Raw genomic sequence first — 24,539 nt, 5'->3', positions numbered from 1 at the left:
GCAAGCTGGCGGTCTTCGCAATCTGCCTTGATTTTGCGCAAAGCACGCGTTGACGCGAAGTTTCGGGCGCGTGGACGGAGCTTGCGATTTTTCGTGGCTTGAAAGCAGCGCTTTGACCGTGGCAACAGGTGCCATGCAGAAGAAATTGACTGTTGTTGTTGTCGAGGAAGACCGGGATCGCGCCATCGGCATCGTTGACGCGCTCAAGGAGGCCGAGGATTGCGAAGTCTTCGTGATCGGCAATGCCAGCAGTCTGGCGCGCAAGATCGCGGCGCATGCACCGGACATCGTATTGGTCGATGTCGATAACCCCACACGCGACATGCTGGAAGAACTGACGCTGGCCTCTGGCCCGCTGGATCGGCCGGTGGCGATGTTCGTATCGGGCGCAGCGGGCGGGTTGGCGCAGGCGGCGATTGAGGCGGGCGTGTCCGCCTATGTGGTGGACGGGCTGCGCCCCGAGCGGGTGAAGCCGGTAATGGATATCGCCATCGCGCGCTTTGCCATGGTGCGCCAGATGCGCAACGAATTGGCCGAGACCCGCCGCGCCTTGGAAGAGCGTAAGGTGATCGACCGCGCCAAGGGGCTGCTGATGAAGGCGAAGGGCGTGGATGAGGACGCGGCCTATGCGCTGCTGCGCAAGACGGCCATGGATCAGGGGCGCAAGGTCGTGGACGTGGCCGAGGCGCTGGTCACGGCAGCGGGGCTGCTGGGATGAAGACAGTTACGCTCTCGGCGGCCTATATGCCGCTGGTCGATGCCGCCCCCTTGATCGTGGCGCAGGAAATGGGGTTTGCCGAAACCGAAGGTATCGCGCTGGACCTGATCGCTGCGCCGTCATGGTCGTCGCTGCGCGATATGCTCGCCTTTGGGCGGGTCGACGCGGCGCATATGCTGTCGCCGATCCCCATTGCCATGGCGATGCAACTTGGCGGGGTCGCAACGCCGCTTTCCGCTGTTTCCGTAATGTCGGTAAATGGCAATGTGATTGGTGTCGGCAAGGCGCTGGAACAAGAGTTGCGCGAACAGGGGTTCGGCTTCGATTTCGCCGACCCGTTTGCCGCGGCAGAGGCGCTGAGCAAGACCCGCAGCCGGACGCTGACCTTTGGCGTGCCGTTCCCGTTCTCCATGCATGTGGAGCTTTTGCGCTATTGGTTCGGGGCCACGAAACTGCGCGACGCGGATATCGTCATCCGCACGGTGCCGCCGCCATTGATGGCAAGCGCGCTGGCGGCGGGCGATGTGGATGCCTTCTGCGTGGGGGAGCCTTGGGGCTCCGTCGCGGTGGAGCAGGGGGTCGGGGCCTTGCTGCTGCCGGGCTGTTCGATCTGGAGCTTTGCGCCGGAGAAGGTTCTGGCGACCCGCACCGACTGGGCTGATATGGAACCTGATCTGCTGGGGCGGCTGATGCGGTCGGTCTGGCGCGCGGGGCGCTGGCTGGCGGAACCGGCGCGGCGCGGCACGGCGAGCGAGCTTCTGTCGCGCAAAAACTATCTTGATGTGCCCGCCGAGGTGATCGACCGGGCCTTGACGGGGCAGTTGACGATCTCGTCACGCGGCGACCAGCGCGACGTGCCGCGTTTCGTCGAATTCCACGATGGCGCGGCCAGTTTCCCGTGGCGCAGTCAGGCTAAATGGATCGCTCACCGGCTGGCGCAGTTCCACGGATCGCCCGACGGCTTCGACGCGGATGTGGTGTCGCAGGTCTTTCGCTCCGATCTGTACCGGCGGCATCTGGCCTCCACCGCCAGCGATTTGCCCGGCGCGTCGGAAAAGGTCGAAGGCACGATTCGCACGGAAATGCCCGTCGCCTCGGCGCGGGGTGGGCTGACTCTGCTGCCGGACACGTTCTTTGACCGGCGCGTTTTTGATCCATCGCAGGGTGAATGACTAGTTTTTGGACATTCTGCGCGCCTGCGGGTGGAAATCGGGCCAAAAGGCGGCAAAACTTCTAAGAAAACCTTTCGCGAATTGCTGCGATGCCGCATCGTAGGTCCATCGACCCGCAATGGCGTGGGTCGATCCGAATTCTTCCCAAAGACAGGGATAGTCTGAGCAAGGTCGCTCGCTTTCTTCCGGAACGCTCCGGTGGATAGTGAACGGCCTTTTTTGCGTTTGCCGCGGTCTTTCTTGCATTGCCCGTGGCGCATCGAAAGGACACATGATGAAAAAGCTTCTGATCGGCCTCGCCACCACAACCGCGCTGGCCAGTCCGGCTTTCGCCGAGCTTCTCGAACTTGAGAAGGACGAACTGACCTTCGGCTTCATCAAGCTGACGGATATGGCGCCGCTCGCGGTTGCCTATGAGAACGGGTACTTCCTGGATGAAGGGCTGTTCGTCACGCTCGAAGCGCAGGCAAACTGGAAAGTGCTGCTGGATGGCGTGATCGGTGGGCAGCTTGACGGCGCGCATATGCTGGCCGGTCAGCCGTTGGCCGCGACCATCGGTTTCGGCACCGAAGCACATATCATCACACCGTTTTCCATGGACCTGAACGGCAACGGTATCACCGTGTCGAACGAGGTCTGGGAAGAGATGCTGCCGCATATCCCGAAAATGGACGATGGTCGCCCGCAGCACCCGATTTCGGCAGAGGCGCTGGCCCCGGTCGTCGAAAAGTACAAGTCCGAAGGCAAGCCCTTCAACATGGGTATGGTTTTCCCGGTCTCCACTCACAATTACGAGTTGCGTTACTGGCTTGCGGCGGGTGGGCTGCATCCAGGTTACTATTCCCAGGAGAACATCTCCGGCCAGATCGGCGCCGATGTTCTGCTGTCCGTGACGCCGCCGCCGCAAATGCCGGCGACGCTCGAAGCGGGCACTATCTATGGCTATTGCGTGGGCGAGCCATGGAACCAGCAAGCGGTGTTCAAGGGCATCGGCGTTCCGGTCATCACCGATTACGAGCTGTGGAAGAACAACCCCGAAAAGGTCTTTGGCATCACGGCCGAATTCGCCGAGCAGTACCCCAATACCACGCTGGCCGTGACCAAGGCGCTGATCCGCGCGGCGATCTGGCTGGACGAGAACGACAATGCCAACCGCATGGAAGCGGTGGAGATGCTGGCCAAGCCGGAATATGTGGGCGCGGACGCGGAAGTGATCGCCAACTCCATGACCGGCACGTTCGAATATGAAAAGGGCGACAAGCGGGACGTTCCCGACTTCAACGTGTTCTTCCGCTACAACGCGACCTACCCGTTCTACTCCGACGCGGTCTGGTATCTGACGCAGATGCGCCGCTGGGGGCAGATCGCAGAGCCGAAGTCCGACAGCTGGTATGATGAGGTCGCCAAATCCGTCTACAAGCCGGAAATCTATCTGGAAGCCGCGCGCCTGCTGGTGGATGACGGTCTTGCGAACGAAGCTGACTTCCCCTGGGACAGCGACGGCTACAAGGCACCGACACCGCCCGAAGATATCATCGACGGCATCGCCTATGACGGCAAGCAACCGAACGCCTATCTCGACTCACTGCCCATCGGTCTGAAGGGCGAACAGAAGGTCGTCGGCACCAACGTCGAAGGCTGAGCAAGGCAGGGGACGGGCGCTCTCTGCTCGGGTGTCCGTCCTCAAATCCCAGCCGCCAACCCTCTATGATCCGCAAAGGTCCAGCCCCATGACAACCGTAGACCCCAATTTCGCCCAAAGCGCCGAACGCGAAGCGCGGCGCGCGCGGCTCTTCACCCGTATCAATGCCGCTGACAAATGGTTCCAGGTGCTTGGTCTGGCATGGCTGACGCCGCTGCTGAAGGCGGCCGCCGGTGACAACCCGCGGGCCCAGATGAAGGACATCTGGCGGCTTCTGGCGGTGCCTTTGCTGGCGATTTGCGCGTTCCTTCTGCTGTGGGCCACGCTGGCGCCGAAAGTGCAGACATCCCTCGGGGCGGTGCCGGGTCCGGCGCAGGTCTGGCAAGAGACCGTCAATCTGCACAAGGACGCGATGGCGAAGGGCGAGGCGAAAGCCGAATTCAACGCCAAGGTCGCGCAACTGAACGAACGCCGCGTCGAACAGGGCAAGGAACCGATCCAGCGGGCCTATACCGGCGCGCCGACATATTACCAGCAGATCTGGACCTCTATCCAGACCGTGTTCTTTGGCTTCCTGATCGCAACCGTGGTCGCGGTGCCGCTGGGGATCGCTGCGGGTCTGTCGCCGACGGCCAATGCCGCGCTGAACCCGTTGATCCAGATCTTCAAGCCGGTCTCGCCGCTGGCATGGCTGCCGATCGTGACCATGATCGTGTCGGCGCTTGCGGCATCCAATGACGGGCTGCTGCCGAAAAGCTTTGTGATCTCCGCCGTGACTGTGACGCTGTGTTCGCTGTGGCCGACGCTGATCAATACCGCGCTGGGCGTGGCATCTATCGACAAGGACCTGGTGAATGTCTCGAAGGTTCTGAAGATGAACACCTGGACCAAGATCACCAAGCTGGTGCTGCCATCGGCGCTGCCGCTGATCTTTACCGGACTGCGTCTCAGCCTTGGTGTTGGCTGGATGGTGCTGATCGCCGCCGAGATGCTGGCGCAGAACCCGGGGCTGGGCAAATTCGTCTGGGATGAATTCCAGAACGGGTCGTCCTCCAGCCTCGCCAAGATCATGGTTGCTGTGCTGACCATCGGTGTCATCGGCTTCCTGCTGGACCGGGTCATGTACGCCCTGCAATCGCTCTTCACCTTCACGAACAACCGGTGACAGGCCCGCGTTGCCCGCAACCGGTCGTTTAGAAAAGGATCATCCCATGAGCATTCTCAAACTGGAAAACGTCAGCCAAAGCTTCGGCACCGGTCTGCACGCCACCCATGTTCTGAAGAATATCGACCTAGACGTGCAGGAGGGCGAGTTCCTTGTCCTCCTCGGGTTCTCGGGCACTGGCAAGACCACGCTCATCAACCTGATGGCAGGTCTGGAACAGCCGACCAAGGGCAGCGTCACCTTCAAGGGCGCGCCGATCACCGGGCCGGGACCGGAACGCGGCGTGATCTTCCAAAGCTATTCGCTGATGCCGTGGTTGACGGTGAACGGCAATGTCGGGCTTGCGGTGGATACGGTGTTTCCGAACCTGTCCAAGGCGGAACGCGCCGAGAAAGTCGCCCATTACGTGAAGATGGTGGGGCTGAGCCATGCCGCCACGCGCCGTCCGGCGGAACTGTCGGGCGGGATGCGTCAGCGGGTGAACGTGGCGCGTGCGCTGGCGATGAACCCGGAAATGCTGCTGCTGGATGAGCCGCTTTCCGCGCTGGATGCTCTTACCCGCGCCAATCTGGCGGATGAGATCGAGCATATCTGGGAAGCCGACAAGAAGACCTGCGTTCTGATCACCAATGACGTGGATGAGGCGATCATCCTTGCGGACCGGATCATCGCGCTGAACCCTGATGGCAGCCTGGGGGAGGAGTTCACAGTCACCATCCCGCGTCCGCGTGACCGGATGGAGATGAACAGCAGCGACGCCTTCAAACGGCTGCGCGCGGATGTTACGAAATACCTAATGGATGTCGGCATCGAGGCGCGCGTTGAAGGCACACGGATGCTGCCGGAAATCACGCCGATCCACGGTATTCCCGCCGCAGTGCAGGACGCGCAGAAGGGGCTGATCGACGATCGGTTCCTCGACTTCTCGCAACTGCACAAGGTCTATCCAACGCCCAAGGGGCCGCTGACCGTGGTGGAGGATTTCGACCTCAAGATCGACCGGGGCGAGTTCATTTCGCTGATCGGCCATTCGGGCTGCGGCAAGTCCACGGTCTTGACCATGGCTGCCGGTCTGAACGGGATTTCGAAGGGCGCGATCAAGCTGGATGGCCGCCATGTGGAAGGGGCCGATCCCGAACGCGCCGTGGTGTTCCAATCGCCCAACCTGTTCCCGTGGCTGACCGCGCGCGAAAACTGCGCGATTGGCGTCGACAAGGTCTATCCCCGTGCCAGCCGCGCGGAACGTCAGGACGTGGTGGAATACTATCTGGAACGCGTGGGCCTTGGGAATGCGATGGACAAGCCGGCCTCGGATATGTCGAACGGCATGCAGCAGCGGGTCGGTATCGCGCGGGCCTTTGCGCTGTCGCCCAAGCTGCTGCTGCTGGATGAGCCTTTCGGGATGCTCGACAGTCTGACGCGCTGGGAACTTCAGGAAGTGCTGATGGAGGTCTGGAGCCGGACCAAGGTCACCGCGATTTGTGTCACACATGATGTGGACGAAGCCATTCTGCTGGCGGACCGCGTGGTGATGATGACCAACGGGCCGCAGGCCACCATCGGCAAGATCACCAATGTCGATCTGCCGCGCCCGCGCACTCGCAAGGCGCTGTTGGAACACCCCGACTACTACGCCTACCGTCAGGAAGTGCTGGATTTCCTTGAAGAATACGAACACGGCGCCAAGCCCAAGGCAAAAGCGCCAGCCCCCAAACCGATCGCGGCGGAGTGAACATCATGACACCAGAAAAGATCGCCCTCGTTCAGGACAGCTTTGCCAAGGTCGCGCCGATCGCGCCGCAGGCAGGCGCGGCCTTCTATGACCGCCTGTTCGAGATCGCGCCCGAAGTGCGCCCCATGTTCAAGGACGACCTGACCGATCAGGCCGCCAAGCTGATGACCACGCTGGGCGTGGTGGTCAAAGGGCTGACCGACCTGCCGAAGATCATCCCGGTGGCGGAACAACTGGCCCGCAGGCATGTGTCCTATGGCGTCACCGAAGATCAATACGGCCCCGTAGGCGCGGCGCTGATCGACACGCTGTCCGCCGGGCTGGGCGATGATTTCACCCCGGAGGTCAAGGCGGCTTGGGAAGACGCCTATGCAACGCTGTCGGGCGTGATGATCGCCGCAGCCTATCACGAGGAGACCGTGGCATGAGCAAGCAGCGCCTGATCATTATCGGTGCCGGCATGGCTTCGGGGCGGGTGATCGAACATCTGGTCGAGACCGCGCCCGATGCCTACGACATCACCCTGTTCAACGCCGAGCCGCGCGGAAATTACAACCGCATCATGCTGTCTCCGGTCTTGGCAGGCGACAAGACCTATGAGGAAATCGTCACCCATGACGATGCCTTCTATTGCAGCCACAAAATCGACTGCCGGTTTGGTCAGAAGGTCACGGCCATCGACACGGCGGCCAAGACAGTGACGTCGGACACCGGCGAGGTGCTGGCCTATGACAAGCTGTTGTTTGGCACCGGGTCCAACCCGTTCATCATCCCGCTGCCCGGCCATGATCTGGAGGGCGTGATCGCCTATCGAGATCTTGAAGACACGCAGGCGATGATGGGGCTGGGCCAGGGCAACCGCGCGGTTGTGATTGGCGGCGGCCTGCTGGGGCTGGAGGCTGCCGCAGGCATGGCGGCGCGGGGCGTTGATGTGACGGTCGTGCATATCATGGGCCACCTGATGGAGCGCCAGCTTGACCCGGCTGCGGGCTATTTGCTGCGCAAGTCCCTGGAAGAAAAGGGTATCACCATCCGGCTTGAGGCGAACTCCAAGGAGATCGTCGGCAAGGACGGCAAGGTGCGCGCGCTGATGCTGGAGGATGGCACCGAACTGCCCTGCGATCTGCTGGTGATGGCGGTCGGCATTCGTCCGAACACCGCGCTCGCGGCAGAGGCGGGGCTGGCCGTTGGCCGGGGCATCCATGTGGATGACCAGATGCTGACCTCGGTTTCCGATGTGCTGGCGGTGGGCGAATGCGTCGAACATGATGGCGCGCTCTTCGGCCTTGTGGCACCGCTTTACGATCAAGCCAAAGTCGCGGCGCAGACCCTGATGGGCAATGAGGCGGCATTTGTGCAAAAGACCCTTTCGACCAAGCTCAAGGTCACGGGCTGCGATCTGTTCAGCGCGGGCGACTTTGCCGAAGGCGAGGGGCGCGAAGACATCGTGTTCCGCGATCCCGCGCGTGGCGTCTACAAGCGCCTTGTGATCGAAGCGGGCAAGCTGGTCGGCGCGGTCATGTATGGCGATACGGCGGACGGCAATTGGTTCTTCGGCCTGATCAAGGATGGCACCGATATCGAGGAAATGCGCGAAACGCTGATCTTCGGCCCTGCTTATCAAGGGGGGGTCGCTGCGGACCCTCTGTCAGCCGTTGCAGCATTGCCGCCTGAGGCGGAGATTTGCGGCTGCAACGGCATTTGCAAAGGCACCATCGTCGACGCGATCAATGCGGGCGCAACCGATCTGGGCGCGGTCAAGGCCACGACCAAGGCCAGCGCATCCTGTGGGACGTGTACGGGGCTGGTCGAACAATTGCTTCAGGTCACGCTGGGCGACGATTTCCAGATGCCCACGGCGCAACCGATCTGCGGCTGCTGTGATCTGACCCATGAAGACGTGCGCCGCCTGATCAAAGCCCAAGAACTGAAAAGCCAGGAGGCGGTCTGGCAGGAATTGGGCTGGAAGACGCTTAACGGGTGTCACGTTTGCCGCCCGGCGGTGAATTTCTATCTGCTGGCCGATTGGCCGTTGGAATACCGCGACGATCCGCAATCGCGCTTCGTCAACGAACGCAAGCACGCCAACATCCAGAAGGATGGCACATTCAGCGTCGTGCCGCGCATGTGGGGCGGGATCACCAACCCGGCCGAACTGCGCGCGATCGCGGATGCGGCGGACAAGTACAATGTGCCCACGGTCAAAGTCACCGGCGGTCAGCGCATCGACCTGCTGGGCGTCAAGGGCGAGGATTTGCCCTATATCTGGGCCGACCTGAACAAGGCCGGGCTGGTGTCGGGCCATGCGTATTCCAAGGGGCTGCGCACGGTGAAAACCTGCGTCGGAACAGACCATTGCCGCTTTGGTACGCAGGACAGCACCGGGCTGGGCATCAAGCTGGAACAAGCGCTTTGGGGGTCTTGGACGCCGCACAAGGTCAAGCTGGCCGTGTCGGGCTGCCCGCGCAATTGCGCCGAGGCGACCTGCAAGGATGTGGGCATCATCTGTGTCGATAGCGGCTATCAGGTCAGTGTCGCCGGTGCAGCGGGTATGGACGTGAAGGAGACCGAGCGTCTGGTCGATGTCGCGTCCGAGGCCGAAGCCATCGACTGGACCGTCGCCTTCGTTCAGCTTTACCGCGAGAACGCCAAATACCTCGACCGGCCCTACAAATGGGTGGCGAAAGTTGGGCTGGACTGGGTGAAAGAGCGGCTGGACGACCCGGCAGAACGCGCGCGCCTGATCGAGGCGTTCGAGCTGTCGCAATCCATCTACCGCAAGGACCCATGGGCAGAGCATGCCGCGAAGGCAGACGCCTTCCAGCCGCTCGCCGATCTGAAATTGGAGGCCGCAAAATGAGCTGGATCGATATTGGTGCGCTGGAAGACATCCCGCTGCGCGGTGCACGCACGATCAAAACCGCGCTGGGCTGTGTGGCGGTGTTCCGCACCGGCGCGGGCGAGGTCTTTGCCGCCAGCGACCGTTGCCCGCATAAGGGCGGTCCGCTGTCCGAGGGGATCGTTCATGGCCAATCGGTGACCTGCCCACTGCACAACTGGGTTTTCGATCTTAATACCGGTGCCGCCAAGGGGGAGGATGGCAGCATCGCGACCTTCCCGGTGCGCGTGGAATCCGGGCGTATCCTGCTCGACGCCGCTGAACTCACCGCGCGGAGCGCCGCGTGATGGACGGGACCGGTCTGCCGGAGACACGCTCCACCTGTCCCTATTGCGGGGTCGGGTGCGGCGTGCTTTTGCGGCCGGACGGGCAGGGCGGTCTGGATGTGCGGGGCGACCCGGAGCATCCGGCGAATTACGGGCGGCTTTGCTCCAAGGGTTCGGCGCTGGCGGAGACCGTGGGGCTTGAGCAACGCCTGCTGACACCGATGGTGGATGGCAAGCCCGCCGCCTGGGATGATACGCTGCAACTGGTGGCCGACCGGTTTTCGCAGACCATCGCAGATCACGGTCCGGACAGCGTGGCCTTTTACGTGTCCGGCCAATTGCTTACCGAAGATTACTATGTTGCCAACAAGCTGATGAAGGGGTTCATCGGCTCGGCCAATATCGACACCAATTCGCGGCTTTGCATGGCCTCCTCGGTGGCGGGGCACAAGCGCGCCTTTGGCACCGATACGGTGCCGGGCACCTACGAAGATCTGGAAGAGGCGGACCTGATCGTTCTGGTGGGGTCCAACCTCGCATGGTGCCACCCGGTTCTTTACCAGCGCATCCTTGCGGCGCGCAAAGCGCGGGGCACCAAGCTGGTGGTGATCGATCCGCGCCGCACGGCCAGTTGCGACGGCGCCGATATGCATCTGGCGCTCCAGCCCGGCTCTGATGTGGCGCTGTTCAACCGGCTTCTTGTCACGCTCTACGAAGGCGGGGCGCTGGACGCGGCCTATCTGGCCCATACCAACGGGTTCGACGATGCGCTGAATGCAGCCTTCGCCGACAGCACCGCGCCCTGCGGTCTGACCGAGGATGAAATCACTGCATTCTGCAATCTTTGGATGGGCACCGAGAAGGTCGTCACGATCTATAGTCAGGGGGTGAATCAATCGACCTCCGGGTCCGACAAGGTCAATGCGATCCTGAATTGCCACCTTGCCACCGGACGCATCGGCACGCCGGGCTGCGGGCCGCTTTCCGTCACGGGGCAGCCCAATGCGATGGGCGGGCGCGAAGTAGGCGGGTTGGCCAATATGCTGGCCTGTCACCTCGATCTGGAAAACGCCGATCACCGAACGGCGGTGCGCGACTTCTGGCAGGCACCGCAGATGCCCCATGCGGCCGGTCTCAAGGCCGTGGACATGTTCAAGGCCGTGGGCGACGGGCGGATCAAGGCGCTTTGGATCATTCATACCAATCCGGCGGTTTCCATGCCCGAAGCCGGTGCGGTGCGCGATGCCATTGCCGGCTGTCCCTTTACCGTGGTCAGCGACATCACCGCGCAGACAGACACCGCGCGGCTGGCGGATGTTCTGCTGCCTGCATCGGCTTGGGCGGAGAAGGATGGCACCGTGACCAATTCCGACCGCACCATCAGCCGCCAGCGCAGCGTTCTGTCCGCACCCGGCGAAGCACGCCCCGATTGGGATATTCTGTCCGAGGTCGGGCGGCGCATGGGGTTTGCCCGTGCCTTCGATTACACCAGCCCGGGCGAGATTTTCCGCGAGTACGCCGCGCTGTCGGGCATTGCCGGGCAGTTCGGGCGGGATTTCGATATCTCCGGTTTCGCCGATATCAGCGACAGCGATTACATCCAGCTGGCCCCGGTGCGCTGGCCGGTCACACCGGACCGGACCGGTGGACGTTTCTTTGCCGACGGGGCGTACTATCATGGCGATGGCAAGGCGCGGCTGCTGCCTGTGACATGGCGTCCACCTGCAAGCGAGACAGGCCCGCGCTTTCCCTATCGCCTGAACACGGGACGGCTGCGCGATCAGTGGCACACCATGACCCGCACCGCGCTGAGCCAGCGGTTGTCGGCGCATCTGCCGGAACCCTTCCTGGACATTCACCCCGAAGATGCCGCGGCAGAGGGGATCGATGCATCGGATCTGGTCGAAGTCACCAGCCGTACGGGAACGTGCATCCTGCGAGCGCGGCTCAGCGATACGGTTCAGCGCGGTCAGGTCTTCGCGCCAATGCATTGGACGGGGGAGACCGCGCCCTCTGCCCGGATTGATACGCTGGTCGCGGCCATGACCGATCCCGTGTCAGGGCAGCCGGAAAGCAAGGCGAGCGTCGTCGCAGTGCGGCCCTACAAGGCGGCGTGGTATGGCTTTGCCGTGTCGCGCGGCGATCTGGCCCCGCAGGCGGAATATGCAGCCTATTGGGCGAAGGCACGCACCCATGCGGGTTTCCGGACCGAACTGGCCGGGGTTGAAATCCCGCAGGATTGGGAGGCGGAAGCGCGCCGGCTTTTCGCCGCGCCCGAGGCCACATGCGTTGCGCTGATCGACAGCGCGCGCGGTTCGGCCCGCATCGTGCTGCATGAGGATGGCGTCTTGGTCGGGGCCTTGTTCGTCGCGGCCAGCCCGGTTGCGGTCATGCGCGATTACCTCGCCACTTTGCCGGGGCAGGCCGCGCCGGATGCGGTCACCGGGCAGATGCCCAAGGACGTGCCCAATCCGGGTCCGGTTCTATGCTCTTGCTTCGGTGTGGGGATCAACACGATCGTTACCGCCATCGAAACCCAAGGGTTGATGAGCGTCGAGGCGATTGGCGCGGCGCTTGGGGCGGGGACCAATTGCGGCTCTTGTCGCCCGGAAATCGCAGAGCTTTTGCGCAACCTTCATGCGCGCGAGGCCGCGGAATGAGCCTTGCCGCCCATGTGCGCACGCTGGGGCGTGGTCCGTCCCGCTCCCGGTCGCTGACAGAGGACGAAGCGCGCGACGCGATGGCTGCGATGCTGCGGGAGGACGCGGCACCCGAAGCGGTCGGGGCCTTGTTGATGCTGCTGCGGATGAAGGGCGAAACCGCCGAGGAAATTGCCGGGTTCGCCGCCAGCGCGCGGGCGCATCTGCCCCAGTTGCCCGCCGTTGATCTGGACTGGCCCAGCTATGCTGCCGGGCGCACACGCGGCGCGCCGTGGTTTTTGCTGTCGGCCAAGATGGTGGCGCAGGCCGGGCACCGCGTTTTGCTGCATGGCTGGAACGGCATCGATCCGAAAGTCCGTGCGGGGCTGAAGGCCGCTGGCATCCCGGTCGTGGTCACGCCAGAGGCTTTGGCCGACGCGCTGGATCAGGGCGGCATCGCCTATCTGCCGTTGGAGGACACCCACAAGGCGCTGTTCCGGCTGTTGAACCTGCGCGATGTGCTTGGTCTGCGGTCCTGCATCAACACGGTGTGCCGGATGCTCAATCCCGCCGGGGCGACGGCCAGCGTGCAGGGCGTGTTCCACCCTTCCTATCGCTTGCTGCAAGCGGATGCGGCGCGTGTGCTGGGATGGCAAAGCCTGAGCGTCATCAAGGGCGGCGGCGGCGAGTTTGAGCGTACCCCGGCCAAGGATGTGGCCGCTTTTGGCCTGCGTGGCGGGCAGGCGTGGGAACAGGTCTTTGCCGCCTCCTTGCCAGAGCCGCGCCGCCTGTCCGACACAGATGCGGAAAGCTTTGCCGCCTTTGCCCGGTCTGGCGGTGCGGCGCTTGGCGCGTTCGAGACGGCGATTGTCACCGGCACGGCGGCGCTGGCGCTTGATACGCTGGGCGCGGCGAATGGCACCGCAACGGCGAAAGACCTTTGGTCGCGCCAGATCAACCAAACCGCAGCCTGAAAGGATCAGACACATGAAAGCGTTTCCGATGTTCATCCGCACGACCGGACGACGGGTCGTGATCGTGGGCGGCGGCGAGCAGGCGGCGCAAAAGGCGCGGCTGCTGCTCAAGACCGACGCGGCGCTGGTGCTGGTCGCGCCGGAGCTTGACGACGAGTTGGCGGCGCTGGTCGCCTCTGGCCGCGCGGTGCAGGAACGCAGGCTGTCGGCCGAGCTGTTCGACGATGCGGCAATGGCCTTTGTTGGCACCGGCTGCCCCGCGCTGGACGTGGCGGCGCATGGCTTGGCCAAGGCGGCGCGCTGCCCGGTCAATGTGGTCGATAGCCCGCATCTATGCGACATGACCACGCCCGCGATCGTCGATCGCGATCCGGTCGTCATCGCCATTGGCAGCGAGGGTACCGCGCCGGTTTTGACCCGCGATATCAAGACCCGACTTGAGCAGATGCTGCCGCAAAGCTTGGGCGGATTGGCCGCGCTCGCAGGGCGGCTGCGCCCCAGCGTGGAGCGGCAGGTGCCCCGTGCGGACCGGCGAGCGTTCTGGGCGTGGGTCTTCAAGGGGGCGCCGCGCGCTCTTTGGACGTGCGGGTCCGAACGGGATGCGGCGGCCGTCATAAAGGACTCCATCGCATCGGGCGGTGCGCCGCAGCACGATGCCACGGGGCAGATTGCCTTGGTTGGCGCGGGGCCGGGCGCGCGCGACCTGCTGACGCTGCGCGCAATTGAACGCCTGCAAGAGGCGGATGTGATCTTCTATGACCGCCTTGTCGATGAAGAGGTTCTGGAACTGGCCCGGCGGGACGCAGAACGCGTTTTCGTGGGCAAGCATGTGGGCGCGCATCTGTGGCCGCAGAACCGGATCAACTCCATGATCGTGGCCGAGGCGCGCAAGGGCAAACGGGTTGTGCGGCTCAAATCCGGCGATCCGGGGGTTTTTGGCCGCGCGACGGAAGAGATCGACGCCGCCAATGCCGCAGGTATCCCGGTGGAGATCGTGCCGGGCATCACCGCCGCCATGGCCGCAGGCGCTGCGCTGGGTCAAAGCCTGACGCGCCGCGATGTGTCCGACAGCCTTGTGCTGGCGACGGGAACCGGCTGCGCGAATGATGCGCTGCCCGATGCGACACGCCTGTCGGGGCCGGGCACCACCACCGCCATCTATATGGGCGTGCGTCAGGCAGACCGTCTGGCCACCAGCATGATGGCCAAGGGGCTGCCGCAGGATGCGCCTGTCGATATCATGGTCGAGGTGTCCAAACCGGGCCAGAAGCATATTCCCGCCACGCTTGGAACGCTCGCACACGCACTGACGGATACGGGCGTCGAGGGCAGTGCAGTCATCCTGATCACATGGCCCAAGGCGCAAGGGCCGGTGCAGGGGACACTGCCAGGCCAAACGGTGCCGGTGCCCCATGTCGGGCAGCTTCAAACGGCGGTCTGACGGGCTTTGCGCTAACTCAGTGCAGTCAGAATGTCCCGCACAAGCCGGGCATCTTCAGGCCGGGACAGGCTGGGCGCGTGGCCCGTTTCCATCTGCGTCAGACCGGGGCGGGGGCCGCGCTGCTGCATAAGATCGGCCACTTCACGGGGCAGCACGTCAGAGCTTTGCCCCCGGATGACATGCATCGGCGTCTCGATCCGCGCATAGCGGTCCCAGGAGGTGAGTTCCTGCCGAGAGGCGGTGAACTGGATCGTGATCCGTGGATCGTAATGCAGCCCCAATTGCCCATCGTCGCGCCGCCGGACAGAGCTTCGCGCCATGCGCCGCCAGAAACTGTCCGGCGCGGGACCGAAGGGGCGGTAGACGGCGCGCAGCCATGTCTCTGCCTCGGACAGTTTCGCAAAGACCGGCGGGTCGCCCACATAGGTGACGATGCGGTCAATCGCGGCCTCGGGCAGTTCCGGCCCGATGTCATTGACGATAAGGGACAGCAGCCGGTCCGCTTGCCGACCAGAGGCGAGGCGCATCCCGATCAGCCCGCCCAGCGACGTGCCCAGCCAATGCGCTTGCGCCAGCCCGTAGTGATCCAGCAGGTCGGTGGCGATCCCCGCATAATATTCGACGGAATATTCCGCCTCGGGGTTGCGGGACCAACTGGACAACCCGCGACCGATCGTGTCGGGGCACAGGATGAAATACGCGTCTGACAGCGCCGCGGCGAGTTCGTCGAAATCGCGCCCGGTGCGGGCCAACCCATGCCACATGACCAGCGGCGCATTGGCCGGATCGCCCCATTCGGTCACGTGGATTTCGTGATCCATCACCGGAACCAGGGAGAAACGCGGCTGGCTCACGCCTTTTCACCCCATGCCATTGCAGTGCCCGCGATCCCCTTGGGAAAGAAATAGACCAGCAGGATAAAGATGATGCCCAGCCAGAACAGCCAGCGGTCGGGGGCGAGAAGTTCTGGCAGCAAGGGAATACCGGTCATCGCCTCGGATGCCGCACCCATCAGGTCACGCAGGTAGTATTGCGCAAGGATCATCAGCACCGCGCCGATGACCGCGCCCCACATGGTGCCCATGCCGCCGATCACCACCATCAGCAGAATGTCGATCATGATCGCAAAGGACAGCGCCGTATCCGGCCCGGTATATTTGAGCCAGACGGCATAGACCGTCCCGGCCAGCGACGCGATGGTGGCGGACAGGCAGAACACGGCCGTGCGGTAGGCCACGACGCGGTAGCCAATCGCCTCTGCGCGCGCCTCGTTCTCGCGGATGGCCTTGAGGACGGTGCCGAAGGGCGAGCCGACAAAGCGCAGCATCACAAGGAACAGCGCCAGCGCGCAGAAGAACACGAAGTAATAGGCCGCCAATTTGCCATTGAGGCGCACGCCCCAAAGGCGCACCACCTTGCCGTCGGCATCGGTCAGGAGCTTGGTCGCGGGTTTGAACAGGTCGGGAGCCTTGTAGATGATCCCGTCCTCGCCGCCGGTGATCTGCGACAATTGCGAGGCCAGCACCAGCACGACAGAGGCCGCCGCAAGGGTGATCATGGCGAAGAAGATCGCCTTGACCCGCAGCGACAGCAGCCCGATCGCAATGGCAAAGACAAGCGACACGCCAACGCCGGCCAGCGCGCCAAGGATCACCGGGGTCCAGCCCGGCCCCATGGTCTTGAGCAGGATCGCCGCGCCATATGCGCCGAAGCCGAAGAACATCGTGTGGGCAAAGCTGACGATGCCGGTATAGCCGATCAGCAGATCGAAACTGGCGACAAGCACGATGAAGATACAGATGCGCGCCGCGACCTCCAGCGAGCGCACGTCCTGAAACAGGAAGGGGGCGAACAGAAGCAGCGCGAAGATGAGGATCACGCTGGTCTTCACAATCAGGGTTCCGGTGTTCTGCATGGCCGCGTTCCTCACTTCACCGCCGGGCGCAGGCCGTTTGGCCGCCACAGCAGGATTGCCACCATCAGGATCATGTTCGACGCCAGCGCCAGTTTCGGGGCAAGAAAGCCAACGTAGTTCGACATCAACCCCACAAGGAGCGCGCCCAGAAGCGTGCCCTCTATCGAACCGAGCCCGCCGATGATGACCACGATGAAGACGACGATCATCAGGTCAGCGCCCATATGCGGGGTGATGAGCGTCTCGTACCCCGCCCACATCGCGCCGCCCAGTGCCGCCAGCGCAGAGCCAAGCATAAACACCCCGATGAACAGGCGGTCCACGCGGAAGCCAAGCGCCTCGACCATTTCGCGATCTTCGACACCGGCACGGATCAGCAGACCGATCCTGGTCCGGTTCAGGACGAGATACAGCATGACGAAAACAGCGACCCCAAGGGCAAAGGCGAAGGCGCGGTAAATCTCGATCGAGACATCGCCGATGATCCACGACCCTTCAAGGAAAGCGGGGCGCCCGACCGAATAGGGGGTGCCGCCCCAGAAGGCGAGGATTGTCTGTTCGGCCACGATCATCGCGCCGATGGTGATCAGGATCTGCCGCAGGTGGTCGCGGTATACGGGCCGGATGATCACAGTTTCGAAGAACCAACCTGCGATCAGGCCAAAGAGGATCGCCGCCAGGTAGGACGCCGCCAGCGCCAGCGCGTTCAGCGCCCAGCTATCGGCGGCCAGCCAGCCGCCCAGCCCGGCCAGCACGCTGGCGGACACGAACGCGCCAAAGCTGACAAAGGCGGAATGGCCGAAATTGAGCACGTCCATCAGCCCGAAAACGAGGCTGAGCCCCGACGCCATGAGGAAGAGCATCATGCCCATGGCCAGCCCCGCCACCGTCAGCGTCACCCAGGAGGAGGGCGCGCCAATCAGCACGAAGGCGATCAGCGCCACGGCCAGTGGCAGCAGGTTGACCCCGCCCGCGCGGCCCAAAGTTGTGGTGAGTGCAGTCATCTGTCTCTCCTCATACCGACAGGCTTAGCAGCCGGTCCTGAAGGGCGGTGTCGGCGGCAAAGTCGTCCATCGACCCTGCATGGGCGACGCGCCCGTCATCAATTACGGCCATGTCGCGCCCAAGTGCGCGGGCGAAGGCAAAATTCTGTTCCACCAGCAAGATGGTGGTGGTCTGCGCGATCTCACGAAACGCGTCGGCCATCGCATCGACGATGGACGGGGCCAGCCCCTTGGTCGGCTCGTCGATCAGGATCAGTTCGCGCGGTTCGATCATGGCGCGGGCGATGGACAGCATCTGCTTTTGCCCGCCCGAAAGGCTCCAGGCCTGCTTGTCACGGAACTGCGCCAGCGCGGGGAAAAGGTCGTGGATACGGGCAAGGCGGGCGGCGTCGAACCGGCCATTCCGGGTCGCGAGGATCAGGTTCTCATCCACTGTCAGAGTGCCGAAGATGCCCATGTTCTCTGGCACATAGGCGATCCCCTTGCGGGCAATATCGGCGGTGTGCAGTGCGGTGATGTCTTCGCCCCGGAACGTGACGGAGCCGGGCGACGGCTTCCACAGTCCGATGATCGAGCGCAGCGTCGTGGTCTTGCCCGCGCCATTGCGCCCCAAAAGCACAAAGACGCCGCCTTCGGGCACCTCGAAGCTGACATCATGCAGCACGGCATATTGACCGATATCGGTCTTCATGTTGCGTACGCTCAGCAGGCTCATGCCGCGCCCTCCGTCGCGGTGCCCAGATAGACATCGCGGACGATGCGGCTGGACATGACCTCTGCCGGGTCGCCATCGGCGAGCAATTCGCCATTGTGCAGCACGATGATCCGGTCGGCGAGGGCGCGCACAACGTCCATCTTGTGTTCGACCAGCAGCACCGTCTTGGTCGGGTCGGCCTTGATTTTGGCGATCAGGTCCAGCACGTCCGGCGCGTGATCCAGGCTCATGCCTGCGGTGGGTTCATCGAACATGTAGATATCTGGCTCCATCGCCATCAGCAGGGCGACTTCCAGCTTGCGCTGGTCGCCATGCGGCAGGTTCGCCGCGGTCTGATGGGCGACGCCCGACAGGCGCGTGGCCTCCAGGTAATGCTCTGCCTTTTGGGTCAGCGCGCGCATCCGCGCGACGGGGCGAAACATGCGCCAGCCATCGCCGGAGCGGGCCTGCACAGCAAGGCGGATATTCTCCAGCACAGTCAGTTGCGGGAAAAGGTTTGTCAGTTGGAAGGCGCGTCCCAACCCGTGATGGGCACGGGCAGAGGGCGACATGCGCGTGATGTCGGTGCCGTCCTTGAGAACGCTGCCGGATGACGCGGTAAGCTGGCCTGAGATCAGGTTGAAATAGGTCGTCTTGCCCGCACCATTGGGGCCGACGATGACAGTCAACTCGCCCGGATGGAACGCGCAAGAGACGTTGTTGACCGCGACATGGCCGCCGAAGCGGATCGTCAGGTCCTTGGTCACGAGAGAAGGGGATGGCATCGGGGGAATCCGGTGGTCAGGGAAATTCTTGGCACGCGCGGCATCAGGGACCGGGCAGGGGCGCAGCGCAGGTGGCGCCGATCTTTTGGACCCTCTCCCACCGGGGCGGGAGAGGGGGGATCGCGATACGGGATCAGCCCTGATTGTCGCGGCCGATGGGGATGTTCATCTCTTCGGCGGGAATGATGCGCACCTTTTCCGGGATCGCCCAGTCGACGGCATCATCGACCTTGATCTTGAAGTGCAGCATATCCTGCAGCGCCTGATGATCTTCGGGGCGGAAGGTCATCTTGCCCTTGGGGGTGTCCCAGGACATCCCTTCCATCGTCTCGATCAGGGTGTCGGTCTCGTAGTCCGGGGCCTCTTTCAGCGCCTTGACCACGGCCAGCGCGGCGGACATGCCCCCGGCGGTGAAGAAGTCGGGCGGGCTGTCAAAGCGCTTGGTATGCTCTTCCACCAGCCACGCGTTCACCTCGTTGTCGAAGGCCTCGAAGTAGTAATAGACCGCGCCCTCCATGCCGGGGAAGCGCTTGTAGGTCGGCAATACGGGCAGGATATGCCCCCCCATGGAGATTTCGATGCCATAGCGGGACGGCTCCATCGCCTGAATTTTGCCGGGCGCATCGCCGCCGCCCGCGATATAGATCAGGATGACCTTGCGGCCTTCCTTGTCCTTGAGCGCGTTGAACATGCGTTCGGCATAGGCCGTGAAATCGGTGGTGCCTTGGGGCACGTATTCTTCGGTCACGATCTTCGCGCCCGATCCGTCCAGCGCGGATTTGAACGCGGCAATGCCGTCACGGCCAAAGGCGTAATCCTCTGCCAGCGTCGCCACATGCAGGTTCGCATCGGGATTGAGCGCCAGCGCCTGCGCCTGCATGTCCATGGACGAGTTGCGCGAGGTCTTGAAGATATAGCGGTTGCTGTCCGGCCCGGTGAGACTGTCGGCCACCGCGGGTTCCACGATCAGGATTTTCTCGTATTCCTCGGCAATGGGCAGCATCCCCACCGTCACCCCCGAAGAGGTCGCCCCCACGGCCAGCAGCACTTCGTCATCGCCATAGGCTTCGGCCAGAACGGCGCGGGCCACGTCGGGTTTGAACTGCGTGTCCTTGATGATCAACTCGATCGGGCGGCCGTTGATCTCGTTCGTGCCGCCTGTGCCGTATTCGATCCCCAGCTCGAACCCGGTCTGGGCCTGCTTGGAAAAGGCTTCAAAGCTCGACCCGCTCAGCCCGTGAACCAGCGCGATCTTGATCGGGTCCTCCGCCTGAGCCGCCGTCGTGACGGCCATGCCTAAAACGGCGCTCGCAATGAGACGCTTGAGTAGTTGCATAATATCCTCCCATTCTGGCAGGCGTGACGCGTTGCATCTGCTATGCCGGTCGACCTACCTTGTAACCATGATCACGCGATAGGGATGCTGAGGCAATATTGTGAAAACACGTATAGACGAGATCTTCGAAAGCGGTGACTTCGCCGGTCTTGCCTATGAGTTCGCGCCCGTGGGTCTTGTCATCACGGAAAACCGGGTGATCCGCGACTGCAACCGGGCCTTCGCCGAGATGTTCGAGTACACCGAGGACGAGCTGAGAAATCAAGTTTTTGCAATGCTTTACCCATCGGATGAAGAGTTCGTCAACATCCGGGACCGGGGCGTCAAACAACTGCGCGAAACCAACAGCTATTGGGACGAGCGGATCATGGCAAAGAAGAGCGGCACGCTGTTCTGGTGCCGGGTGCGGGGCCATTCTTTCACCCCCGCTGAGCCGCTGATGCGCGCCGTCTGGAGCTTTGCGGACCTGTCGGAGACACGCCCCTATGTGCCGCTGACGCGGCGCGAGCGGGAAATCATATCCTATCTGTCGGATGGTCTGACCAGCAAGGAAATCGCCAACCAGTTGGAACTGTCACATCGCACGGTCGAAGTGTATCGCGCCAAGCTGCTCAAGAAATTCGGGGTCAGCAATTCGAGCGGGCTGTTCCAGTCGCTGGGAGGGATTGGCAGCGATCACGTGGTGTCGCGCTCCGGCGATTAGGCGGGGGCGCACCGCGTCGAAAGCGGGGTGCCGGGCCGCCTGCGGCCCGCCTTTCGGGCGGATGCTGAATTAAAGGTTGTTTTTGCGCCTCAGGACCACAACAATACCGCGAAACTTTCCGCTATTGCGCCCCGGTGTCCACAGAGGTCCATCCCGTCCTCGCAGACCGACAGGTGCTGGACACTCTCGCAAGGAGCGTTTCTGGATTTGAACCGACTGGACTGCAGATGCGGCTCGCGCGCGCGAGTAGGTACACGGGGCATGTGCCGCAACTGGTTTGTCGCGGCGGCGGTGATCGTCCTGTACGGTTTGTTGTCTGCTCTCGGGCCCGGCGCGCGGGCGCAACAAACACCTGACACGCTGGTTGCGGGGATGGTCAACGGGATGGATAACCACCTGTCGCGGGTGGATACCGACGGCACGCGCTCCGGCTTTGTTTACGATCTGTCGACCGAGATTGCCGCCGAGATCGGGGCCAAGGTGACATTCCGCGACTATAGCGACGTCAAGGAATTGATCGCCGGGCTGCAAAACGGCGAAATCGACCTTATTGCGGGGATCGTGGCGTTCCCGGCGCTTCAGCCGGGCGGTGTTTTGTCGACGCCCGTGGCGCGATCCGGCTTTGCCTATGCGACGCGTGTCGAGAATTTCGACCAGATATCAAACGGCCCAACCCCGGATATGCGCGTTGCCGTTCCGCAGGTGCATTATGAGCGTGTTTCCCAGGCCCTGCGCGATCAGGTCCAACTGATCCCGGTGGCCAATGGCCCCCTGGCCTTGACGAGCGTTCTGTTCGGCAGCGCGGATGCGGCGATCATGCCGGAAACGGTGGCGTTTTCCTATGCCAAGACAGCGGGCGTGGCGCATCGTCTGCAATTGGCGCCATCCTCCATGCCTGCAACGACCCGTCATGTCGTCCTTAGCCAGGCGCGCGCGGATCTCTTGCCGCAGGTCAACGCGGCGATTGAACGGCTGCGCGCGGATGGTCGGCTGGGCCATATGCTGCGCCGTAATTTCGTGGAAATCCCACCGCCCCCGCCAGAGGTGCTGACCGTGGGTGTCCGGCATTTCCCGCCGTTTCAGATCGTCGGCGAAGATGGGAGCTTTTCGGGGTTCGGCGTGGATACGTTCCGGGACATCGCCGAATTGGCGGGCCTGAATATCGTATTCCGCGAGATCAGCGTGGACGAGTGGCTTGAAGGGCCGCATGCGGGGTCTTACGACATCCACACGCAGATCGGCATCGAAGAACGCCGCCGCGAGGTCATGGATTTCACGCTGGCGATAGAACGTGTCGCGCTGTCGATCTTTGTCCGCAAGGGCGACGAAGAGGGGATTTCCGGGCTGGAGGATCTGGCGGGCATGAAGGTCGCCTCCACCAATGCCAGTATCGCGGCCAAGACGTTGCACAAGTACAAGGCGATCGAACCGCTTCTCGTCGAATCCGCGCCGGAACTTTTTGATCGCTTGCTCTCTGGGGATGTGGATGCCGTCTTCTTTTCGCGCGACGGGTCTTTGGAAGTTATCAAACAAAGGGGACTTGGCACGCAGATCGTCGAGATCACCCCACCTTCCGTCATCGCGGAGCGTGCGCCCGCCCTGCGCTTCGGGCTTGATAGCGTGCGCGAAGCGCTGAACGCAGTGATTCCGGGATACCTCATCTCGGATCGGTATCAGACGCTATGGAACAAGTATTTCGCCGAGCCGCCCTTCTGGACTGCGACGCGCATCCGCATCGCAATCGCCACGGCGGTTGGTCTGGCTCTCCTGTCGGCGGCGCTGGGCCTTGCCTATATCCAGTCGCTGCGCGCGCGCGAACGGCTTTCCGTCGCGGAGGAAACCGCCCGGCGCACAAGCGAGGCGGCCATCGAAATCGCCGATCAGCTGCGGCTGAGCGAACAGCGCCTGCGCCGCGCACAGCTCATCGCGAAAATCGGCGATTGGGAGGTGGACGAAGCCGGGCGTTCTGTCTGGTCCGAACAGATGCGCAATCTCAGCGGTCTGCCGACGCCCGAATGGCCGGAGGGCTATGATTCCTATCTGGCCCATGTGCATCCGGACGACCGTGAGCATGTGAACCGGGTGCGTCAGGTAGCGTTGGAACGCAAAACGACGGGCGAGGTTTCGCACCGGTATATCCGCCCCGACGGCGAAGAGCGGATCTTCAATTCCATCGTCGAATTCCAATGGGGCGCGGAAGATCAGCTGTTGCGGACGACGGGCACCGTTCAGGACATCACCTCGCAGGCGGAGATCGAAGCCAAGCTGCGGCAATCCCAGAAGATGGAGGCCATCGGCAATCTGACGGGCGGCGTGGCGCATGATTTCAACAACCTGCTGGCGGTGATCCTTGGTAATCTCGAACTGATTGGCGACAGCACCTCCCCGGACGATATCCGCCGCTATAGCGAAGCCGCCATCGAAGCGACGACGCGCGGCGCTGGATTGACGAAAAACCTGCTGAGCTTTGCGCGGCAATCGCGGCTGGAACCCGTCTTGCTGAACCTCAACGAGCTGGCCGACGCGAATGAGGCGTGGTGGATCAGCGTGTTGCCAGAGGATATCGAGGTCAATGTGGCGCTGGCGCAGGATCTGTGGCCCATTCTAGCCGATGTCGACCTGACCCATAACGCGGTGCTGAACCTTGTGCTGAATGCCCGCGACGCGATGCCCAACGGGGGCAAGCTGACAATCGAGACGCAGAATATCCTGTTTGACGCCGACCAGCAGGATCTGGACGGTCAGATCATCCCGAAAGGCCAATATGTGCTGCTGGCGATCAGCGACACCGGCTGCGGCATTTCCAAAGAGGACAAGGCGCGCATCTTCGAACCCTTCTTTTCGACCAAGCCGGTCGGGCGCGGCTCTGGCATGGGGTTGTCGATGGTGCAGGGCTTCATGGATCAGTCGGGCGGGATGGTGAAGGTCTATTCCGAGCTTGGCGCAGGCACGAGCATCAAGCTGTACTTCCCGGCCATCAAGTCGCCCGGTGACGCGACCGACCCCGGCCCGGACGCCGTCCCGATAGAGACGCAGGGCGGCGCGCGCATTCTCTTGGTCGAGGATGATGCAAACGTGTTGAGCGTTCTGACGGAAATCCTGTCGCAAGCGGGCTACCAGTTGCAATCGGCGCGGTCCGGGGATGTGGCCTTTGCCCTGATGCAGCGGGACAATGCCTTTGATCTGCTTGTGACCGATATCAAGATGCCCGGTCAGTTGCAGGGCACGCAACTGGCTCGGCAAGTGCGCAAGACCAATCCCGATATGCCGGTGATCTTCATGTCCGGCTATGCGAGCGAGGCGACAGTGCACGGAAACGGTCTGCGCCCCGAGGATATTCGCCTGATGAAGCCGGTGCCCAGAACCGCTTTGCTGAATGCCGTGGCGGAAGCCTTGGCGCGGCGCAAACGCGGCACGACCTGAAGAGGCGGTTGGCGGCGGCAACTTGCGCGCG

General features: G+C 63.0%; 19 protein-coding genes. 13 read left to right on the top strand and 6 right to left on the bottom strand.

Annotation, left to right across the window (positions count from 1 at the left end; all coding sequences use genetic code 11):
• The first annotated feature begins 133 nt into the window (after positions 1-133).
• The 11 genes from E4Z66_RS06225 (at position 134) to cysG (ending at position 14,648) form a co-directional block, all read left to right on the top strand.
• Entirely contained in the window at positions 134-718 is a 585-nt protein-coding gene (locus tag E4Z66_RS06225) for an ANTAR domain-containing response regulator (protein ID WP_136462059.1), read from the top strand.
• The gene (locus E4Z66_RS06220; RefSeq protein WP_136462058.1) at positions 715-1,890 is read left to right on the top strand and encodes an ABC transporter substrate-binding protein; all 1,176 of its coding nucleotides are present in this window, start codon (positions 715-717) and stop codon (positions 1,888-1,890) included. The genes E4Z66_RS06225 and E4Z66_RS06220 overlap by 4 nt, the downstream gene beginning before the upstream one ends.
• A 274-nt stretch (positions 1,891-2,164) precedes the next feature.
• Positions 2,165-3,532 (top strand): CmpA/NrtA family ABC transporter substrate-binding protein, encoded by a 1,368-nt coding sequence (locus tag E4Z66_RS06215; protein WP_136462057.1) that lies wholly within the window; start codon positions 2,165-2,167, stop codon positions 3,530-3,532.
• Positions 3,533-3,620: 88 nt separating this feature from the next.
• Positions 3,621-4,697 (top strand): ABC transporter permease, encoded by a 1,077-nt coding sequence (locus tag E4Z66_RS06210; RefSeq protein ID WP_136462056.1) that lies wholly within the window; start codon positions 3,621-3,623, stop codon positions 4,695-4,697.
• A 46-nt stretch (positions 4,698-4,743) separates the two neighbouring features.
• Positions 4,744-6,429, top strand: a complete 1,686-nt coding sequence (locus E4Z66_RS06205; RefSeq protein WP_136462055.1) for an ABC transporter ATP-binding protein — start codon at positions 4,744-4,746, stop codon at positions 6,427-6,429.
• 5 nt (positions 6,430-6,434) lie between these two features.
• The gene (locus E4Z66_RS06200) at positions 6,435-6,857 is read left to right on the top strand and encodes a globin family protein (RefSeq protein WP_136462054.1); all 423 of its coding nucleotides are present in this window, start codon (positions 6,435-6,437) and stop codon (positions 6,855-6,857) included.
• Positions 6,854-9,289: a nitrite reductase large subunit NirB gene (gene nirB / locus E4Z66_RS06195; protein WP_136462053.1), complete on the top strand. Its 2,436-nt coding sequence runs from the start codon at positions 6,854-6,856 to the stop codon at positions 9,287-9,289. The genes E4Z66_RS06200 and nirB overlap by 4 nt, the downstream gene beginning before the upstream one ends.
• Entirely contained in the window at positions 9,286-9,615 is a 330-nt protein-coding gene (nirD, locus tag E4Z66_RS06190; protein ID WP_136462052.1) for a nitrite reductase small subunit NirD, read from the top strand. Before nirB ends, nirD begins: the two co-directional genes overlap by 4 nt.
• Entirely contained in the window at positions 9,615-12,254 is a 2,640-nt protein-coding gene (locus tag E4Z66_RS06185) for a nitrate reductase (RefSeq protein ID WP_136462151.1), read from the top strand. Before nirD ends, E4Z66_RS06185 begins: the two co-directional genes overlap by 1 nt.
• Entirely contained in the window at positions 12,251-13,207 is a 957-nt protein-coding gene (locus E4Z66_RS06180) for a glycosyl transferase family protein (RefSeq protein ID WP_136462051.1), read from the top strand. The genes E4Z66_RS06185 and E4Z66_RS06180 overlap by 4 nt, the downstream gene beginning before the upstream one ends.
• A 13-nt stretch (positions 13,208-13,220) precedes the next feature.
• Complete coding sequence (gene cysG / locus E4Z66_RS06175; protein ID WP_168797730.1) at positions 13,221-14,648, top strand: siroheme synthase CysG; 1,428 nt, start codon at positions 13,221-13,223, stop codon at positions 14,646-14,648.
• An 11-nt stretch (positions 14,649-14,659) separates the two neighbouring features.
• Here the strand turns inward: cysG and E4Z66_RS06170 are convergent, their stop codons facing one another.
• The 6 genes from E4Z66_RS06170 to E4Z66_RS06145 form a co-directional block, all read right to left on the bottom strand.
• Entirely contained in the window at positions 14,660-15,502 is an 843-nt protein-coding gene (locus E4Z66_RS06170) for an alpha/beta fold hydrolase (RefSeq protein WP_136462050.1), read from the bottom strand.
• The gene (locus tag E4Z66_RS06165) at positions 15,499-16,563 is read right to left on the bottom strand and encodes a branched-chain amino acid ABC transporter permease (protein ID WP_136462049.1); all 1,065 of its coding nucleotides are present in this window, start codon (positions 16,561-16,563) and stop codon (positions 15,499-15,501) included. Before E4Z66_RS06165 ends, E4Z66_RS06170 begins: the two co-directional genes overlap by 4 nt.
• 11 nt (positions 16,564-16,574) lie before the next feature.
• On the bottom strand, positions 16,575-17,567 hold the full coding sequence (locus E4Z66_RS06160; protein ID WP_136462048.1) for a branched-chain amino acid ABC transporter permease: 993 nt from the start codon (positions 17,565-17,567) through the stop codon (positions 16,575-16,577).
• 10 nt (positions 17,568-17,577) lie between these two features.
• Positions 17,578-18,282, bottom strand: coding sequence for an ABC transporter ATP-binding protein (locus tag E4Z66_RS06155; protein ID WP_136462047.1), 705 nt, complete (start codon positions 18,280-18,282; stop codon positions 17,578-17,580).
• Positions 18,279-19,046, bottom strand: coding sequence for an ABC transporter ATP-binding protein (locus E4Z66_RS06150; protein ID WP_136462046.1), 768 nt, complete (start codon positions 19,044-19,046; stop codon positions 18,279-18,281). The genes E4Z66_RS06155 and E4Z66_RS06150 overlap by 4 nt, the downstream gene beginning before the upstream one ends.
• Positions 19,047-19,179: 133 nt before the next feature.
• The gene (locus E4Z66_RS06145) at positions 19,180-20,382 is read right to left on the bottom strand and encodes a substrate-binding domain-containing protein (RefSeq protein ID WP_136462045.1); all 1,203 of its coding nucleotides are present in this window, start codon (positions 20,380-20,382) and stop codon (positions 19,180-19,182) included.
• 100 nt (positions 20,383-20,482) lie between these two features.
• Here E4Z66_RS06145 and E4Z66_RS06140 point away from each other — a divergent pair, with 100 nt between their 5' ends.
• On the top strand, positions 20,483-21,085 hold the full coding sequence (locus tag E4Z66_RS06140; protein ID WP_136462044.1) for a helix-turn-helix domain-containing protein: 603 nt from the start codon (positions 20,483-20,485) through the stop codon (positions 21,083-21,085).
• 261 nt (positions 21,086-21,346) lie between these two features.
• Positions 21,347-24,508 carry a transporter substrate-binding domain-containing protein gene (locus tag E4Z66_RS06135; RefSeq protein ID WP_136462043.1) on the top strand — a complete coding sequence of 1,054 codons (3,162 nt, stop codon included), beginning with the start codon at positions 21,347-21,349 and terminating at the stop codon, positions 24,506-24,508.
• Positions 24,509-24,539: the final 31 nt, after the last annotated feature.

Source organism: Aliishimia ponticola, from assembly GCF_004803475.1.
Taxonomy (GTDB): domain Bacteria; phylum Pseudomonadota; class Alphaproteobacteria; order Rhodobacterales; family Rhodobacteraceae; genus Aliishimia; species Aliishimia ponticola.
The sequence above is the reverse complement of the archived record's forward strand: the minus strand, read 5'-3'. Positions and strand labels throughout refer to the sequence as shown.